The 14,600-nt window shown below is 50.5% G+C and carries 16 protein-coding genes, 1 tRNA gene and 1 rRNA gene; 8 read left to right on the forward strand and 10 right to left on the reverse strand.

Annotated elements, in window-relative coordinates:
• From rrf to M0415_RS17770, 3 genes are all read left to right on the forward strand, one after another.
• Positions 1-102: ribosomal RNA gene (gene rrf / locus M0415_RS17760) — 5S ribosomal RNA — on the forward strand; the annotation flags it as partial.
• Between the two features lie 30 nt (positions 103-132).
• A tRNA-Asp gene (locus tag M0415_RS17765) sits at positions 133-209 on the forward strand.
• Positions 210-410: 201 nt separating this feature from the next.
• A complete protein-coding gene (locus tag M0415_RS17770) occupies positions 411-923 on the forward strand; it encodes a DUF1993 domain-containing protein (protein ID WP_086903914.1) in 513 nt (170 codons plus the stop codon).
• Between the two features lie 38 nt (positions 924-961).
• On the opposite strand, the gene M0415_RS17775 is transcribed toward M0415_RS17770, so the two are convergent.
• From M0415_RS17775 to M0415_RS17800, 6 genes are read right to left on the reverse strand one after another with little or no spacing between them, the layout of a single operon-like run.
• Positions 962-2,278, reverse strand: coding sequence for a sensor histidine kinase (locus M0415_RS17775; protein WP_249553046.1), 1,317 nt, complete (start codon positions 2,276-2,278; stop codon positions 962-964).
• 2 nt (positions 2,279-2,280) lie between these two features.
• Positions 2,281-2,943 (reverse strand): winged helix-turn-helix domain-containing protein, encoded by a 663-nt coding sequence (locus M0415_RS17780; RefSeq protein ID WP_249553050.1) that lies wholly within the window; start codon positions 2,941-2,943, stop codon positions 2,281-2,283.
• A complete protein-coding gene (locus tag M0415_RS17785) occupies positions 2,943-3,209 on the reverse strand; it encodes a PepSY domain-containing protein (RefSeq protein WP_011621049.1) in 267 nt (88 codons plus the stop codon). The genes M0415_RS17780 and M0415_RS17785 overlap by 1 nt, the downstream gene beginning before the upstream one ends.
• Positions 3,202-3,765, reverse strand: coding sequence for a diheme cytochrome c (locus M0415_RS17790; protein ID WP_249553052.1), 564 nt, complete (start codon positions 3,763-3,765; stop codon positions 3,202-3,204). The genes M0415_RS17785 and M0415_RS17790 overlap by 8 nt, the downstream gene beginning before the upstream one ends.
• A 47-nt stretch (positions 3,766-3,812) precedes the next feature.
• Positions 3,813-4,247: a DUF1924 domain-containing protein gene (locus M0415_RS17795; protein ID WP_249553054.1), complete on the reverse strand. Its 435-nt coding sequence runs from the start codon at positions 4,245-4,247 to the stop codon at positions 3,813-3,815.
• 33 nt (positions 4,248-4,280) lie between these two features.
• Positions 4,281-4,877, reverse strand: coding sequence for a cytochrome b/b6 domain-containing protein (locus tag M0415_RS17800; protein ID WP_249553056.1), 597 nt, complete (start codon positions 4,875-4,877; stop codon positions 4,281-4,283).
• A gap of 207 nt (positions 4,878-5,084) precedes the next feature.
• On the opposite strand from M0415_RS17800, the gene M0415_RS17805 reads away from it, so the two are divergent.
• Positions 5,085-5,507, forward strand: a complete 423-nt coding sequence (locus M0415_RS17805) for a ribosomal maturation YjgA family protein (RefSeq protein ID WP_249553058.1) — start codon at positions 5,085-5,087, stop codon at positions 5,505-5,507.
• Between the two features lie 28 nt (positions 5,508-5,535).
• Positions 5,536-6,024, forward strand: a complete 489-nt coding sequence (locus M0415_RS17810; RefSeq protein WP_249553060.1) for a hypothetical protein — start codon at positions 5,536-5,538, stop codon at positions 6,022-6,024.
• Here the strand turns inward: M0415_RS17810 and M0415_RS17815 are convergent.
• Complete coding sequence (locus M0415_RS17815; protein ID WP_249553062.1) at positions 6,021-6,938, reverse strand: LysR family transcriptional regulator; 918 nt, start codon at positions 6,936-6,938, stop codon at positions 6,021-6,023. The genes M0415_RS17810 and M0415_RS17815 overlap by 4 nt on opposite strands.
• A 137-nt stretch (positions 6,939-7,075) precedes the next feature.
• Here M0415_RS17815 and M0415_RS17820 point away from each other — a divergent pair, with 137 nt between their 5' ends.
• The gene (locus M0415_RS17820; RefSeq protein WP_249553064.1) at positions 7,076-7,837 is read left to right on the forward strand and encodes an SDR family NAD(P)-dependent oxidoreductase; all 762 of its coding nucleotides are present in this window, start codon (positions 7,076-7,078) and stop codon (positions 7,835-7,837) included.
• A 69-nt stretch (positions 7,838-7,906) separates the two neighbouring features.
• Here the strand turns inward: M0415_RS17820 and exaC are convergent, their stop codons facing one another.
• Complete coding sequence (exaC, locus tag M0415_RS17825) at positions 7,907-9,427, reverse strand: acetaldehyde dehydrogenase ExaC (protein WP_023265949.1); 1,521 nt, start codon at positions 9,425-9,427, stop codon at positions 7,907-7,909.
• A 369-nt stretch (positions 9,428-9,796) separates the two neighbouring features.
• On the opposite strand from exaC, the gene M0415_RS17830 reads away from it, so the two are divergent.
• Positions 9,797-11,656 (forward strand): sigma-54-dependent Fis family transcriptional regulator, encoded by a 1,860-nt coding sequence (locus M0415_RS17830; protein WP_249553066.1) that lies wholly within the window; start codon positions 9,797-9,799, stop codon positions 11,654-11,656.
• Between the two features lie 56 nt (positions 11,657-11,712).
• Here the strand turns inward: M0415_RS17830 and M0415_RS17835 are convergent, their stop codons facing one another.
• Together M0415_RS17835 and M0415_RS17840 are read right to left on the reverse strand one after the other, a co-directional pair.
• A complete protein-coding gene (locus tag M0415_RS17835) occupies positions 11,713-13,062 on the reverse strand; it encodes an ATP-binding protein (protein WP_011715492.1) in 1,350 nt (449 codons plus the stop codon).
• A gap of 14 nt (positions 13,063-13,076) precedes the next feature.
• A complete protein-coding gene (locus M0415_RS17840) occupies positions 13,077-13,763 on the reverse strand; it encodes a response regulator (protein WP_249553068.1) in 687 nt (228 codons plus the stop codon).
• Positions 13,764-14,068: 305 nt separating this feature from the next.
• Here M0415_RS17840 and M0415_RS17845 point away from each other — a divergent pair, with 305 nt between their 5' ends.
• Positions 14,069-14,557, forward strand: a complete 489-nt coding sequence (locus tag M0415_RS17845; RefSeq protein WP_176400000.1) for a Spy/CpxP family protein refolding chaperone — start codon at positions 14,069-14,071, stop codon at positions 14,555-14,557.
• The last annotated feature ends 43 nt before the right edge of the window (positions 14,558-14,600 follow it).

Genomic DNA, 14,600 nt, shown 5'->3' on the forward strand with positions numbered 1-14,600 from the left:
CATTGTGGTCCCACCTGATCCCATCCCGAACTCAGAAGTGAAACGCAATCGCGCCGATGGTAGTGTGGGGTCTCCCCATGTGAGAGTAGGTCATCGCCAAGCGCCTAATTTGGTCAATGACCAGACAGAGTTGGAGCGGTAGTTCAGTTGGTTAGAATACCGGCCTGTCACGCCGGGGGTCGCGGGTTCGAGTCCCGTCCGCTCCGCCAACATTAAGAGATAAGCCTCTGCAGCAATGCAGAGGCTTTTTTCGTTTTATCTGTTTCATTTTTGAGTCGCTCTTATCTCTTTGTCTATCTTCTGGCTAGTGCAGAATAAATCTTTATTTTCTGCTGTTGAAATCATGTTATTTGCCCCAAGATAATCCGAAGTGCTGCAATCTGGTGGCGTTTATCACAGGAGTTTATGTCATGCTTTATGATTTAACGGCTGTTCAATTTAGCAAGATGCTGAAAAACTTGAGTCTTATTCTGGAAAAGGGTGAGATTTTTGCCAACTTGAAGAAGGTGGATATGGCGGTATTATTGAATTCCCGCTTAGCACCCGATCAATTTAATCTGATCCGTCAGATCCAGATTGCCTGTGATACCGCCAAGATTGGGGTCGCGCGTCTGACGGGTAATTTAGATACAGTGCCTAAGCATGATGATACAGAAACGACTCTGCCTGAGCTGCAGGCGCGTATTGCTTCTGTTATCGACTACTTAGCTCAATTTACCGAAGCAGATTTTGCCGATGCGGCGACAATTCACGTCTCTCAACCGCGTTGGGAAGGTAAGTATTTAACGGGATACGAGTTTGCGATTGAGCATGCCATTCCGAACTTATATTTCCATGTAACGACGGCCTATGCGATTCTGCGCCATAACGGTGTGGATGTGGGTAAGAAAGATTATCTTGGCCCAATGCCTTACAAGTCGTAATGTTCATCGCACAGCAGAGCATTTGCTTTGCTGTGCGCTTAATGCGGCTGAGGTAATAGTACGCTAACCTTTAGCCCGCCAAGTTCTGAATGTGTAAAGCTAAGTTCCCCCTGATAACTCTCGACAATATCTTTGCAAATCGATAGGCCTAAGCCATGGCCTTGAATACTCTCATCGAGCCGAATCCCTCGCTCCGTAATCACAGCTAAATCGCTATCGGATACGCCTTCACCATCGTCGCTGACCTCAATCTGATACGCCTGCTTGCTGGCATGAGTCTGCTCAATACACAGCTTTATCTGCCGACGCGCATGTTTGCAGGCGTTGTCGAGTAGATTGCCTAGCAGCTCCAGTAAGTCGTCCCGGTCGAAGGGCATGACCAGTGCTTTATCAAACTGATAATCAATTTGACGCTCTGGATAGATGCGCTGCATCACTTGGATGAGTGGCGGCAGATCGTCATTGAGCACGGTAAAACGCCCAGGCGTTGAAAGCCCGACGATTTTAGTGCGCTTAAGCTCTCGCTCAATAATATGGTGCAGATCCGCGAGCACCTTACTGCCTTCGCGTCTTTGTTCCGGCGCTAGGCTATCGAGGTAGGATTGCAGCCCTTGCAGAGGACGTTTCATTTCGTGGGCAAGATTACCCAAGGCATTGCGTGAACGTTGCACCCTCTGCCCGAGTTGATTCATAAGGCGTTCGATTTCCTCAATCAAAGGGCTAATCTCTGTTGGCGTGCGCTGGGTATCGATTTCTTGACCTTGGAGCCGCAGTTGCCTGATTGCATCTGGCATTTGCTCTAGCGGTTTAAAGCCCCGTTTGAGCAACAGGTGCTGGGCAAATAGCAGGATCATAATGGTCAGCAGTACCACTACCGCGGCAAAGCCTAAAAAGCGTAATTGGGTTTGCTCGAGTGAGCTAATGTCTTCCGTCACCCAGAGGATAATGGTTTGCTCATTCTTGACGATTGCCTGACTGAGCATCAGCCAATGATGGTGGCCAACATATTGAGTGGCGAGTTGTTGTTCACCAACCTTTAGTGTTGGCAGGGTTACGTTATGATCGAAAAGCGATCGAGAGCGGAGCTGCTGCTCACCGATTTTAATCGCAAAGTAGTGGCCCGAATTGACCCTGTGATACACATTGGGGAGCCTATCGGCACTCAGTGCCCAAGTGCCATCGGCTTGCGGTTCGAGGGCGGAGATCAGACTATCGGTATCGTGCTGCAGGCGCGAGGCGACAAAGTCTTGGGTCAAGATTTGAATGCCTTGAAATAGCAAATACAACAATAGCGCCATAGCGCAGGTGAGGGTGATAAGCAGATTGCGGGTGAGGTAGGCTTTGAGTGAATACACGCTTATGCATCCTTGAGTCGATAACCTTGGCCGCGCCGCGTCTCGATATAGTCTTTACCTAGGCGTTGGCGGAGTCGGTTGACGTACACTTCAATCACATTGCTGTCTTTGATTTGTTCCTCTTCGTAAATGCGCTCACTCAACTCAGATTTGGAGACAATCTTAGTCGGGTTGGCCATTAAATAATGCAGCAGGCGATACTCAATCTTAGTCAGCTCGATAACTTCTCCTTCGGCATTGGTCACCGCTTGTTTATCCACATCAAGGGAGACGCCCGCATGTTGCAACAGATTATCGGCGCGGCCAAAGTGGCGGCGGATCAGCGCTTCTAATCTGGCGAGCAGCTCCTCAACATGGAAAGGTTTCCCGAGATAATCATCGGCGCCGGCCTTTAGGCCATCGACGCGTTCGTGCCAAGCATCGCGAGCCGTAAGAATTAACACTGGCATCAGCAAACCCTTTTGGCGCCATTGGCTCAGTACGCTTAAGCCCGGCTTTCCGGGCAAGCCTAAATCGAGGATCACCGCTTCGAAGGCTTCTTCCTCACCCAGAAAAGCACCATCGATACCATTATTGGCATGTTCAACTGTGTAGCCCGCCTTGTTAAGGGCGGGGATGAGGCGAGTCACTAAGTCAGTATCATCTTCAATTAGGAGTAAGCGCATCAGTCGACCTTTTCCTTAAGCCATTCACCCGTTTTGGCATCGATCTTAATCTCATAGACCACGCCATCGTCGCGCAGGATTTCGAGTTCATAGATGATGCGCCCGTGTTTTTGCTCGACCTCGAGGTCGAGCAAGCGCCCCTTAAGGCGCGACTCATAGCGTTGCATGATGGTGTCGAAGGGTAATACTTTACCCTCCTTCACCCATTCGACCACTTTGTTGGAGAGGTCTTCATCATGGGCTAGACAGCTTGGGCTGTTAATCATCCCAGCGGCCAAAGCCAGGAATATTAACGGTATCTTCATCGAATATGCCCTTCTCTGCGAGGTTATGGCAATTGCTGCATTGGCTGAATGAGCCGACTTTGGGGTTATCTTGCACCATGCGTCTTGGGATCTCATCGTGCTTACGGATAAAAAATGCCTGCTCGGTAATTTTCTGCGGCCCCATGCCGTCAATCAAAGGTTTGCTATTTTTCATCACCTTACCATTTTGCGCAGCATGTTGAACGAGATATTGCTCAATTCTAGCCGTTGCTTCAGGGGGCAGGCTGGCATCATCACCAAAGTGGTTGCTTAGGTTGCTGGTAATTGCCTGCCACTTTTCGGCGGGCAGTAAATTTGCGGGATACGCCATATGGCAGCTACCGCATTCTGCTGAATATTCTGCATTTTGTGGGATGGCTTGATTATGTTCGAAGCCATCGTGGGCATAACCTGTGCCGGTAAAGGTTAAGCTAAGGCCTACGGCGCCTATCGCAAGGGCGAGAACGGTGAGTGTGGTTCCGGCAATCCAGCTTAGGGGATGGGCTTGTTTAGTCATAGTATTTCCTTAAGTTTTACTGATTAAAATGGATGTAAATAACGCCGTTATTGCAAACTGAGCCACAGCAGTACGTCACCTTTTTCTTGAGGCGTGCACTCGCGTTTAAAGGTCCAGTTACAGTTGCGGGTAAACCATTTCTCAATCTTGGCCGCATCGGTTAAACGGTTACTAGTGAGCGATGGCGCCATGGCCTCGATGGGCTTTCGGGTGTTTTGATGCATACCCGGGTCTGTCACTTTGGCGGTGTGGCAGTTGGCACAGCTGCGATCCTCACTCTGCTGTAGCCACAGTGCTTGTCCTGCCGCGGCGCTAAAGGGGCCTGCACCTTGTGCCTGATATTGTTGTAGTTGTAAGCCAATTCGCTCGGCGCTGAGTGGCAAGCTGGCGACCTTCGAATTGGCGGCATTGGCATTCACACTGCTGAGTAGTACCACAGTGAGTGCCAGTCCCATCAGGCTTTTATTCAGGTTGTTGTTCATCTCTAACTCCTTTGAACGGTCGGATTGTGACGGTTATTGATGTTCATCTTGTTGGATCAGCGGGCGCTGCTTTTTACCTGTCAGCATGGCTTTGACGAGGTTTTCCTTATGCAGCAGGCTGCTGACGATCACGCCGCCGACATGGGTGACGATAAGAAACAGGCTGAAGTTGGCGAAAAACTCATGCACTTCCTTTAATGCGCCCTCTGGCCAAGTGGCGAAAAAGCTTGTGGCCAGTGGACCTTGGCCATCGGTGGCATAAAGCGCCATGCCGGAGAAGCCCGTGAATCCTATGCTGAGGATCAGGGCGACTATCATCAGCGCGCCTGCGGGATTGTGGCCGATGTAATCCTTAGCCTTGCCCGTGAAGAGTTCTTTCAGGTAAGCCCATGCGATGCTCGGACGGGTAACAAAGTTGATAAAACGCGCATGGTGAGTGCCAATCACGCCCCATAGCAGGCGAAATACCAGCAGGGTTAAGATGCTGTAGCCCGCGTAACTGTGAATGTTCATCCATTCGTCTTCACCTTCGGTGAGGTAGGCTAAGGTAAAAAAGCCCACCAATGACCAGTGAAAGATACGGATCAAGGGATCCCAGACTTTGATGTTTTGCTGCATATTTGAGGACATGATCTGTTGCTCCTAAGGTGGTGTGCTTGCAGGCTACTAAAGCCAAACTTAAACGGCGCTTAAATTTTGCGGAGTGAACTTGCCCGCTGTTCTGGTGAGCGAAATGGGTAAATAAGAGATAAATCCATCGAACTAAGCTTGTTAAGGTATTGGTTTTAAGCTAGATTTTGCCGCTTCATCTTCGAGAGGTAAGGGAGCAACCTGTTTATGCCAGTCCATCTTTTTAGCCGTCAGCCCGATCGAAAATCTTTTTTAATTTATGCGGTGCTGCTGTTTATCATCGAAGTGTTGATCGCGCGTTTTGCGCCTCCGGGGTTTATTCGCGGTTTTGTCGGTGACGTGTTAGTGGTGATCCTGTTGTTTTGCATGGCGCGAACGCTAGTGCCCGTGGTGAATGCAAAAGGGGAGTCAATCAATATGTTTTGGCACACGCCATGGTTGGCGCTGGCTGTGCTGTTGTTTGCCTTCGGTATCGAATTTGGTCAGTATTGGGGCTTAGTGGACAAGCTGGGGTTGGGCGGAAATCGTTTAGCGCGAATCGTGATTGGTAGCCATTTCGACCCACTCGACTTGCTGGCGTATTTTGTGGGGTACCTGATTTTAATGGGCTTGTATTGGAAGCGAAATTAGCGAGTTCAAGGCTCAGGGAGGATACAACATGCAGCCGATAACAGCCTTCACACTGCGAGTGTCCGATAACGAGGCGCTCACTCAGCCTTTGTATTTCAATGAGCAAGCTACTGGGGCCAAGATTGCGGGAAGGCAGCTTGAGGCCCAGTACTGCTGCACATTACCCAATGGCACCCAAGGCTATTTACTGCTGACCTCCTACGATTGCCCCTTTGAAGAATCGACCGAGTGCAGCCTGCTCGATGCAAATTTTAAATTAGTGGCGAGTCGCTCCCTCTCGCAGAGTTATCATTCATTTTTACTCTATGCCCATTGGCCTGTTGCGGATAATGGCCTGCGGCTGCATTACTACGATCAGTTAGTTTGGGATTTGCATATTCTGCCAAGCCGTTTAGGTAGGTTCGGCGGTCCGCGCCTCGAATTTAACCCAGTAGCCAAGCCTGAGTGCGATCCCCGCACGGCAAGTTCGATGGCGGAACTGTCGCAGCGGTTAGCGAATATCGAGACTGGCCGTTAACGCGATACTAAAAAAGGCGTTAGCAGCTCGGTTAACCAAGCCATAAACACCTGAAGTCGTTTCGAAAGGTGGCGTCTATGGGGATAGAGCAAGCTCACCGGCATTGAGGGCGCAGGGTAATCTGGCAGGATCTCAATCAGTTCTCCGGTTTGGAGATATTTTGCCACCCCAATATTCGGCGCTTGAATAATCCCTAATCCTGCGAGACAGGCCGCGCTGTAGGCATCGGCATTATTGACTGTGATTAGCTTAGGTAAGGTTAGGGCGCATAGTTCGTGATTATCTTGGCTCAGATACTCAAATCCTGAATCACTGCCGCCTAACTGGCCAACGTAGTGGATAAGCTTATGCCCTTGGCTAAGCTCTTCTAAACTCGATGGTTTGCCGTATTTTGCGATATAGCTTGGGCTAACACAATTGAGCATCTTAAAGTGGCCAATCTTTTTAGCGATAACACCTTCTTGCTGCACGCTGCCAACGCGGATCACGCAGTCAAAACCTTCGGCAACGATATCGACTTTACGGTCGGTGCTGCTCAGCTCCAACTCAATCTGGGGATATTGCTCAATAAAGTCAGGAAGATGGGGAAGCACTAAGTTTCGCGCAATCCCTGTGGACATATCGACTCTTAAGCGACCGGAAACTTGCGCCGCCTGCAGTTGGAAGAGGCTTTCTAACTCTTGATAGTCGGTGAGCAAATTTTTGCAGCGCTCATAACAACTTATACCATCTTGAGTGAGGCGCACTGTGCGAGTGGTACGTTGTAGTAAACGTGCGCCTAGAGCGGTTTCGAACTGAGCTACGATATTCGACACATGGGTTTTCGACAGACCAAGGCTGATACTGGCTTGAGTAAAACTCTCTAATTCAGCCACCCGCATAAAAATTTGCATGGCTTGTAGTCTATCTTGCATCGGAATTGTTCTCTAATGGCTAACAGTCTTGCCATTTATAGTGTGTTTATCCTTCTTTGTGCAAGTAATAAGCTGTGTTCTGTGGAATCGCCATGCTGTGCGGCGGCATTAACATAGATGAATGAAGAGGATACACAATGAACACAACTCCCATCGCGCTGATCACCGGTGCAAGCCGTGGCTTAGGTAAAAATGCGGCCCTGACCTTAGCCGCACAAGGTGTTGATATTATTCTAACTTACCAAAGCAATGCTGCTGCCGCCGCCGAGGTGGTAGCGGAAATTGAATGGCACGGGCGCAAGGCTGTCGCTTTACCGTTAGATGTGGGTGATAGCCAGTCCTTTAGTGATTTTTCGCTGCGCGTAAAAGCCGCACTCGAACAGACTTGGCAGCGGGATAGTTTTGACTATCTAGTTAATAATGCTGGTATTGGTATCCATGTGCCCATGGCTGAAACCAGTATGGAGCAGTTCGATACTTTGATGAATATCCATGTCAAAGGGCCTTTCTTCTTAACTCAGGCGTTGCTGCCTCTACTTGCCGATAACGGCAGTATTATCAATGTCTCTACGGGGTTAACGCGCTTTGCTGTCCCGGGGTTTGGTGCCTACGCCACCATGAAAGGCGCGGTCGAAACCATGACCAAATACTGGGCGAAGGAGCTAGGGCCACGCGGGATCCGCGTCAATGTGCTGGCTCCCGGTGCAATCGAAACGGACTTTGGCGGTGGTGCCGTGCGGGATAACCGACAGATGAATGAGTTTTTAGCGCAGCAAACGGCTTTGGGGCGGGTGGGATTACCTGAGGATATTGGCGGCGCAATCAGTGTCTTGTTGTCACCCGCCGCGGCGTGGATAAACGCACAACGTATCGAGGCTTCTGGCGGTATGTTCTTATAGTTCAATGCGATAAAAACAAAGAAAGGGCCAATGGCCCTTTCTTGTGAGCAAGGCAAAGTTTCCGTTTGGTTAGAAGAACCCGAGCGGATTGATATCGTAACTCACCAATAGGTTTTTGGTGTTTTGATAGTGATTGAGCATCATTTTGTGGGTTTCACGGCCGATGCCCGACTTTTTATAACCGCCAAAGGCCGCGTGGGCAGGATAGGCGTGGTAGCAGTTAATCCAAACGCGACCCGCTTGAATGCCTCGACCTAGACGCTGAGCGCGGTTCATGTCCCGCGTCCATACACCCGCACCAAGGCCGTATTCGGTATCGTTGGCAATTGCCAAAGCTTCGGCTTCATCCTTGAAGGTGGTCACCGAAATTACCGGGCCGAAGATTTCCTCTTGGAAAATCCGCATTTTATTATGGCCTTTCATGATCGTTGGGCTGATGTAATAACCTTTGCTTTGCTCGCCTTCGAGTTGGCAGAGCGAGCCTCCTAAGAGCACCTGTGCGCCTTCATCTTTACCAATCGCGAGATAGCTTAAGATCTTATCGAACTGTTCCTGTGAGGCCTGTGCGCCCACTTGGGTGGTGGTATCCAGCGGGTTGCCCTGCTTGATGGTCTGCGCACGGGCGAGCACTTTTTCGATAAAGCGATCGTAAATCGACTCTTGGATTAATACCCTTGATGGGCAAGTACAGACTTCACCTTGGTTGAAGAAGGCCAGCAACATGCCTTCGACGGCCTTATCTAAATACTCGTCTTCGTGGTCCATCACATCGGCGAAATACAGGTTAGGCGATTTACCGCCGAGTTCGACGGTCGATGGTATCAGCGATTCGGCGGCACATTTTAAGATGTGGTAACCCACTTCGGTGGAACCAGTAAAGGCCAGTTTAGCGATGCGTTTGCTGGTGGCGAGGGCTTGGCCCGCTTCGGCGCCAAAACCGTTGACGACGTTAAGGATGCCGGGCGGCAGCAGATCTTCGATCAGTTCGAGCAGCACAAGGATAGATACAGGCGTTTGCTCGGCGGGTTTGAGTACCACGCAGTTACCTGCAGCGAGTGCGGGGGCGATTTTCCATGCCGCCATCAACAGTGGGAAGTTCCACGGAATGATTTGCCCGACGACACCCAATGGCTCGGGGAAGTGGTAGCTGACGGTGTTGCCATCGATATCGGCGGCGCTGCCTTCCTGTGCTCGAATGCAGCCGGCGAAGTAACGGAAATGGTCGACAAACAGAGGTAAGTCGGCGTTGAGGGTTTCACGCACTGCTTTACCGTTTTCCCAGGTTTCGGCAACGGCTAAGTATTCGAGATTTTGCTCAACGCGATCGGCGATACGCAGCAGTAAATTCGCACGCTCGGTGACCGAGGTTTTTCCCCAGGCATCCTTAGCGGCGTGGGCGGCATCGAGCGCCAGTTCGATATCGCGGTAGTCGGAGCGGGGAATTTTACAGAAGTTTTGACCATTGACGGGGGAGCGATTATCGAAGTATTCGCCGTTGACTGGGGCTACCCATTTGCCACCGATAAAGTTGGCGTATTTTTCTTTAAAGTTAACGATGGCACCAGCGGTTCCGGGTTGAGCATAGATCATAGTGTTTTCCTTCTGTGATTACCGAAAACGCAAATTGTGCAGCGTCTCAGCAATGGGTCTTGTTGAAATAGGTTTAAGCACTGTTGTTATTTTTATCCTTTGCCAATCGAGTTGACTGACAAAGCTATTGATTAAGTTGGTGTTCTCTTACGCAACACTTGAGCGATGCGTATAAACAGACATCGCAAGGACAGTGCCAAACTGGCAGGAGTTGTACACTTGTTGAGCTAACAGTATGATGAAAAGCTAATTTTGCAGATCCAAAATAATAGGGGCACTCACGGAAGGAAAGGTGCCCTGTGGTCATTTTGTCATCCAACGACACACCGTGAGTGTGCCGAAATGGAGCAGCGCTCGGGGAGCTTGGCTATGACAGTAAAACCGCATTTTCCAACCACACAGGCATGGTTAACTGATTCATGGCAGCGCAGCTTAGGTGCTGGCTTGTCAGAGTTTCATGCTGGTGAGGATCTCAGGCTCACGCGTTCGGAGCTCAAACATAAACATGAACAATATCAGCAGCTCATCGAATTAGTACAATCCCATGCCTTGCCGCTATTTAATCAACTGATGGCGCACTCCAATAGTCGATTATTGCTCTCCGATGCCGACGGTTATGTGCTGAAACATTGGGGCGTGAGCCGCTATTCCAGCAAGCTGGCGGATGTGGCGCTCGATATTGGGGTCAACTGGCTCGAAAAATATAAGGGCACCAATGCAATAGGCACGGCGCTCACGGCCAAGCAGGCGGTGTCAGTGGTCGGTGAGCAGCATTTTATCCGCCAAAACCGCTTTATGAGTTGCACCGCTTGCCCGATTTTTTCGCCCCAAGGTGAGATGCTCGGAGTGCTCGATATTACCAGTGAGCAGCAACGGCATTCGCAGCAAACCTTGATGCTAGTGTCGAGTCTGGCGCAGCAGGTCGAAACGGCGCTGCTGTGTCATCTGCCCGATAGTCATTATCGAATCGATTTCGCGGCACAGCCGAGTCTATTGAATTCCGGCTGGCAAGGCATAGTTATCGCCAGCAGTGATGGGCGGATCGTGGGTTGCAACCCCATGGCGAAACAATTGCTGAGCCAAGCCAAGCTGGGGGACAGTTTAGAGCAACACCTCGGCGACAATTGGGCGCGAGCGGGTGGCTTTCACCGCGACTCGGCGCTGCATGTGCAGACGCAAGCATTGGCTCTGACGCAGACGAAAAGTACCAGAACCCTTCAAGATAAACCCTTGAACCAATTGGGTGTCAGGTTTCGTGACCCGCTATTGGAGCGTGCCTGGCAGCAGGCGAACAAGGTGATTACTAAGCAGATCCCGCTACTTGTGCTTGGCGAAACGGGTGTCGGCAAAGAGCAATTTGTGAAAAAGCTCCACGCCCAGAGTGCCCGTCGCGCGCAGCCCTTGGTGGCGGTGAACTGCGCCGCCTTGCCCGCGGAGTTGGTTGAGTCTGAGTTATTTGGCTATCAGGCGGGAGCTTTTACTGGCGCCAATCGAACTGGTTTTATCGGTAAGATCCGCCAGGCCCACGGTGGCTTTTTGTTCCTCGATGAAATTGGCGAGATGCCACTGGCGGCGCAGAGTCGTTTACTTCGGGTGTTGCAGGAGCGCGAGGTGGTCCCCGTCGGCAGTAATCAAAGTTTTAAGGTCGATATTCAGATCATCGCCGCGACCCATATGGATTTAGAGTCGCTGGTGGCGCAGGGGCTGTTCCGTCAGGATTTGTTTTATCGCCTGAATGGATTGCAGGTGCGGCTGCCTGCGCTGCGTGAGCGGCAGGATATTGAGCGCATCATCCATAAATTGCACCGCCGTCACCGTAGCAGCGCGCAAACCTTGTGTACTGAGCTGTTGGCGCTGCTGATGCGTTACGATTGGCCCGGCAACCTAAGGGAGCTAGATAATCTGATGCAGGTGGCCTGTTTGATGGCCGAAGGTGAGGCTGTACTCGAGATCAATCATCTCCCCGATTACCTTGCTCAAAAGTTAATGCATCTGGCGTGTGAGCCCCAAACTTTAACTGAGGTTGTCGAAGCAGAAGCTACGGTGCATCCGCACGAACTGGCTGAGTCTAGCTCCGTCACCATCGACTCGCTCCACGGAACCATAAATCTGAATGTGTTGCAGGCTTACCGCGCCTGCGATGGCAATGTGAGCCAATGCGCCAAGCGTTTGGGAATTAGCCGTAATGCCTTGTATCGCAAGTTAAAACAGCTAGGGATTAAAGATTGATTGTTGCTGTGTTTATGACATAAGCCCCGCTAACTGTGTTAGCGGGGCTTATGTTTTTAGGTAGGCAAACTGATATTGACTTCAAGGCCGTGGGGCTGACGATTCTCGGCTCTGATTTTACCTTTATGGGCGCTAATGGCGGCTTCAGTAATGGCGAGTCCTAGGCCCCAGCCACCGCTTTCTCGCTGTCTTGCCGAGTCGGGGCGATAGAAGGGTTTGAAAATTGCCTCAAGCTCCGCAGGATCAATCCCTGGACCATCGTCTTTAATGGTGATCTGTACTTGGCCGTTGGCTTGGCTCGCGAGCAGATGAATATCGCTCTGGGCATAACGAATCGCGTTGCGCAGCAGGTTTTCTATCGCACGGGACAGGGATTTCGGATAATGGCTGAGCTCGATGGCTTCATCGATATCGATAGTGATCTTTTTACCCTGTTGATCGGCCTCAAATTCAGCGTCATCAAGCACTTGACTGAGAGACTCGGCCAATCCGAGGCGCACCTTAGTCTCATTGGTGCTGAGTTTGACCCGCGACAACTCCAAGAGCTCTGCGATCAATTTCTCTAGTTGCTCTGCCTCGTAGGCGATACGGTCGGTTTCCGTAGTCTGCTGGCCTTTCTTGCGAGCCAGTGCCAGTGACAATTGTAGGCGAGTCAGTGGGGTGCGCAGTTCGTGGGAAATATCCCCCATCAAACGCTGCTGATTCTTCACCATGGCCTCAATCGAGTCCGCCATGCTATTAAAGGCGGTGGCGAGCTGACCGATTTCATCGTTACGTTGAGTGGTCGCCTTATCGACGCGGTTACTGAGATCACCTTCGGCGAGGGCATCGGCACTTTTCTTTAGCGAGTTTAATGGCTTACCTAAATGCCATGCGAGTATGGCGCACAGTAATCCCGAGAGCACTATGGCTAGGCTTAGGGTGAGCAGCTTGTTTTCAATAAAGAAGAAGAACCAGGGACGAGGGTGAATATCCGGCAAGCGACCATAGAGATAGTAGGTTTCACCCTGAAGGGTAAACTGGTGTGGGCCGAAGACCAATTCATCTTTAAATTGATGACTAATCGGCTGTTTTTCCTCGTCGGTCATTAGCATAAAGCTGCGTACGCCACGGCTCACTCGGCTGGTATTAATCACTTGGCCTTGGCTGTTGGCCAGATAGAGCCTAAGGGGTTTGCCTTCCATATCGCCACGTCTTTCCCAGCGGCGCAGAAAATCGGACGTGACTAACTCGGGATTGTCTTGAATACGCTGCGCTATGCTTGCCAGCACTTTTTGTAGATGTGGTGGAATTGGGGCGCGGTCATGATTTTGCTGCAGCAATGGCAGCAGGCCGACCAAAGCGATAATCAGCGAGCTACAGATCCAAAATCCGAGTAGTAACTTGATAAATAAGCGATTAGGCACAGTTGTTCCCGCCGTTATGGTAGCCAGATATAGCCTTTGCCACGGATGGTTTTCACCCTAGGTCTGCCATCGCTACGCTCGGGGAGTTTTTTGCGTAGATTCGAGAGGTGCATATCTAGGCTGCGGTCGAAGGGCATGAGTTTTTTGCCGAGCACTATCTCGTTAAGCTCTTCTTTATTCATCAATTCACCCGCATGCATCGCTAGCGTGTGTAGCAGGGTAAACTCGGTTCCCGTTAGGATAATCAGTTGCTCATTGCAGTAGGCTTCTTGGCGTGAGGGATCTAAGCGTAAATCACCAAACTCCTGCGCCGGGGTGGCGTGGATCTCTTGGGCGGTTAAGTGTGAGCGGCGAATGATTGCGCGAATCCGAGCGATAAGCTCCCTGTCATTGAAGGGCTTAGGTAAATAGTCATCGGCACCGATCTCAAGGCCTACCACACGGTCAATTTCATCACCTCTGGCGGTGAGCATCAGCACCGGTGTTTGCTTGTGTTGGCGCAGGGCGCGTAGCACTTCAAAACCGTTTAATTTAGGTAACATCACATCGAGTAAGATCAGATCGTAATCCCCCGCGAGGGCCAGTTCTAGGCCTTGCTTGCCATCGTAGGCCAGCGTGAGCTTAAACCCTTCGAGCTCGAGTAATTGTCCGAGGAGTTCTGATAAACCAAGGTCATCATCGATTAATAATATCCGACTCATAGTGTTCCTTAATCTGGGTGAACTGGTGCGAAAGACTAATAGTCGTGCGCGAAACCGCAGGCCCTTTTAGCATTTTGCCTGAGTATACCTCTTTTGATGTCAATTGCTGTGTAGCAATGTAAGCCAAAGTAAAGAATAGGGAATTTGTTAGTTCTTGTCGCAACTTTACACTGATTTACTCAGGTCACGCCCTCACTTACATATGACGCTTTAGACTGTAATCGTCGAAAGTGATTCGGCTTTTAAAAGGGTCGTCACTGTATCTTGTCTTTACAACATAACGTTGAACTATTGAGGTTAACATGATGAAAACATTATCTCCTTTTAAAGCAGGCCTATTTGCCATCCTAGCAAGCTCCGCGGTATTTGCGACGACAGTTAATGCCGAGCCAGGCCAAGGTTGTGACCATCCTCGTGGTGAGTTCCACAAACACGGCGAGCGTATGGCCCATGATGGTATGCACAGAATGTTTGAGGGCTTGGATTTAACCGATGCACAGAAGGCCGACATTAAAAAGCTATTTGCTGAGCAACGCGCCGCACGTAGCGAAGATAAACCGAGCAAGGAGGAGCGTGTAGCGCATCGTGCTGAAATGCAGGCATTGATCACCTCCGCTACCTTCGATGAGGCGCAAGCTAAGGCGCTGATGAGTGCACAGCAGGAAAAACGTCAAGCCCAAGCGATTGAACGGATGAAGATGCAGAATCAAATCTACAATCTGCTGACACCTGAACAGCAAGCTAAGTTTAAAGCGCGATTTGAAGCACAAGCTGGTAAAGAACCTCGCGGTTAAGCTTGTAAGCTGATATACAATAGGGTCATAGCTTCCCGATATA

Source organism: Shewanella sp. 10B (genome assembly GCF_023475885.1).
Lineage (GTDB): Bacteria > Pseudomonadota > Gammaproteobacteria > Enterobacterales > Shewanellaceae > Shewanella > Shewanella mangrovisoli.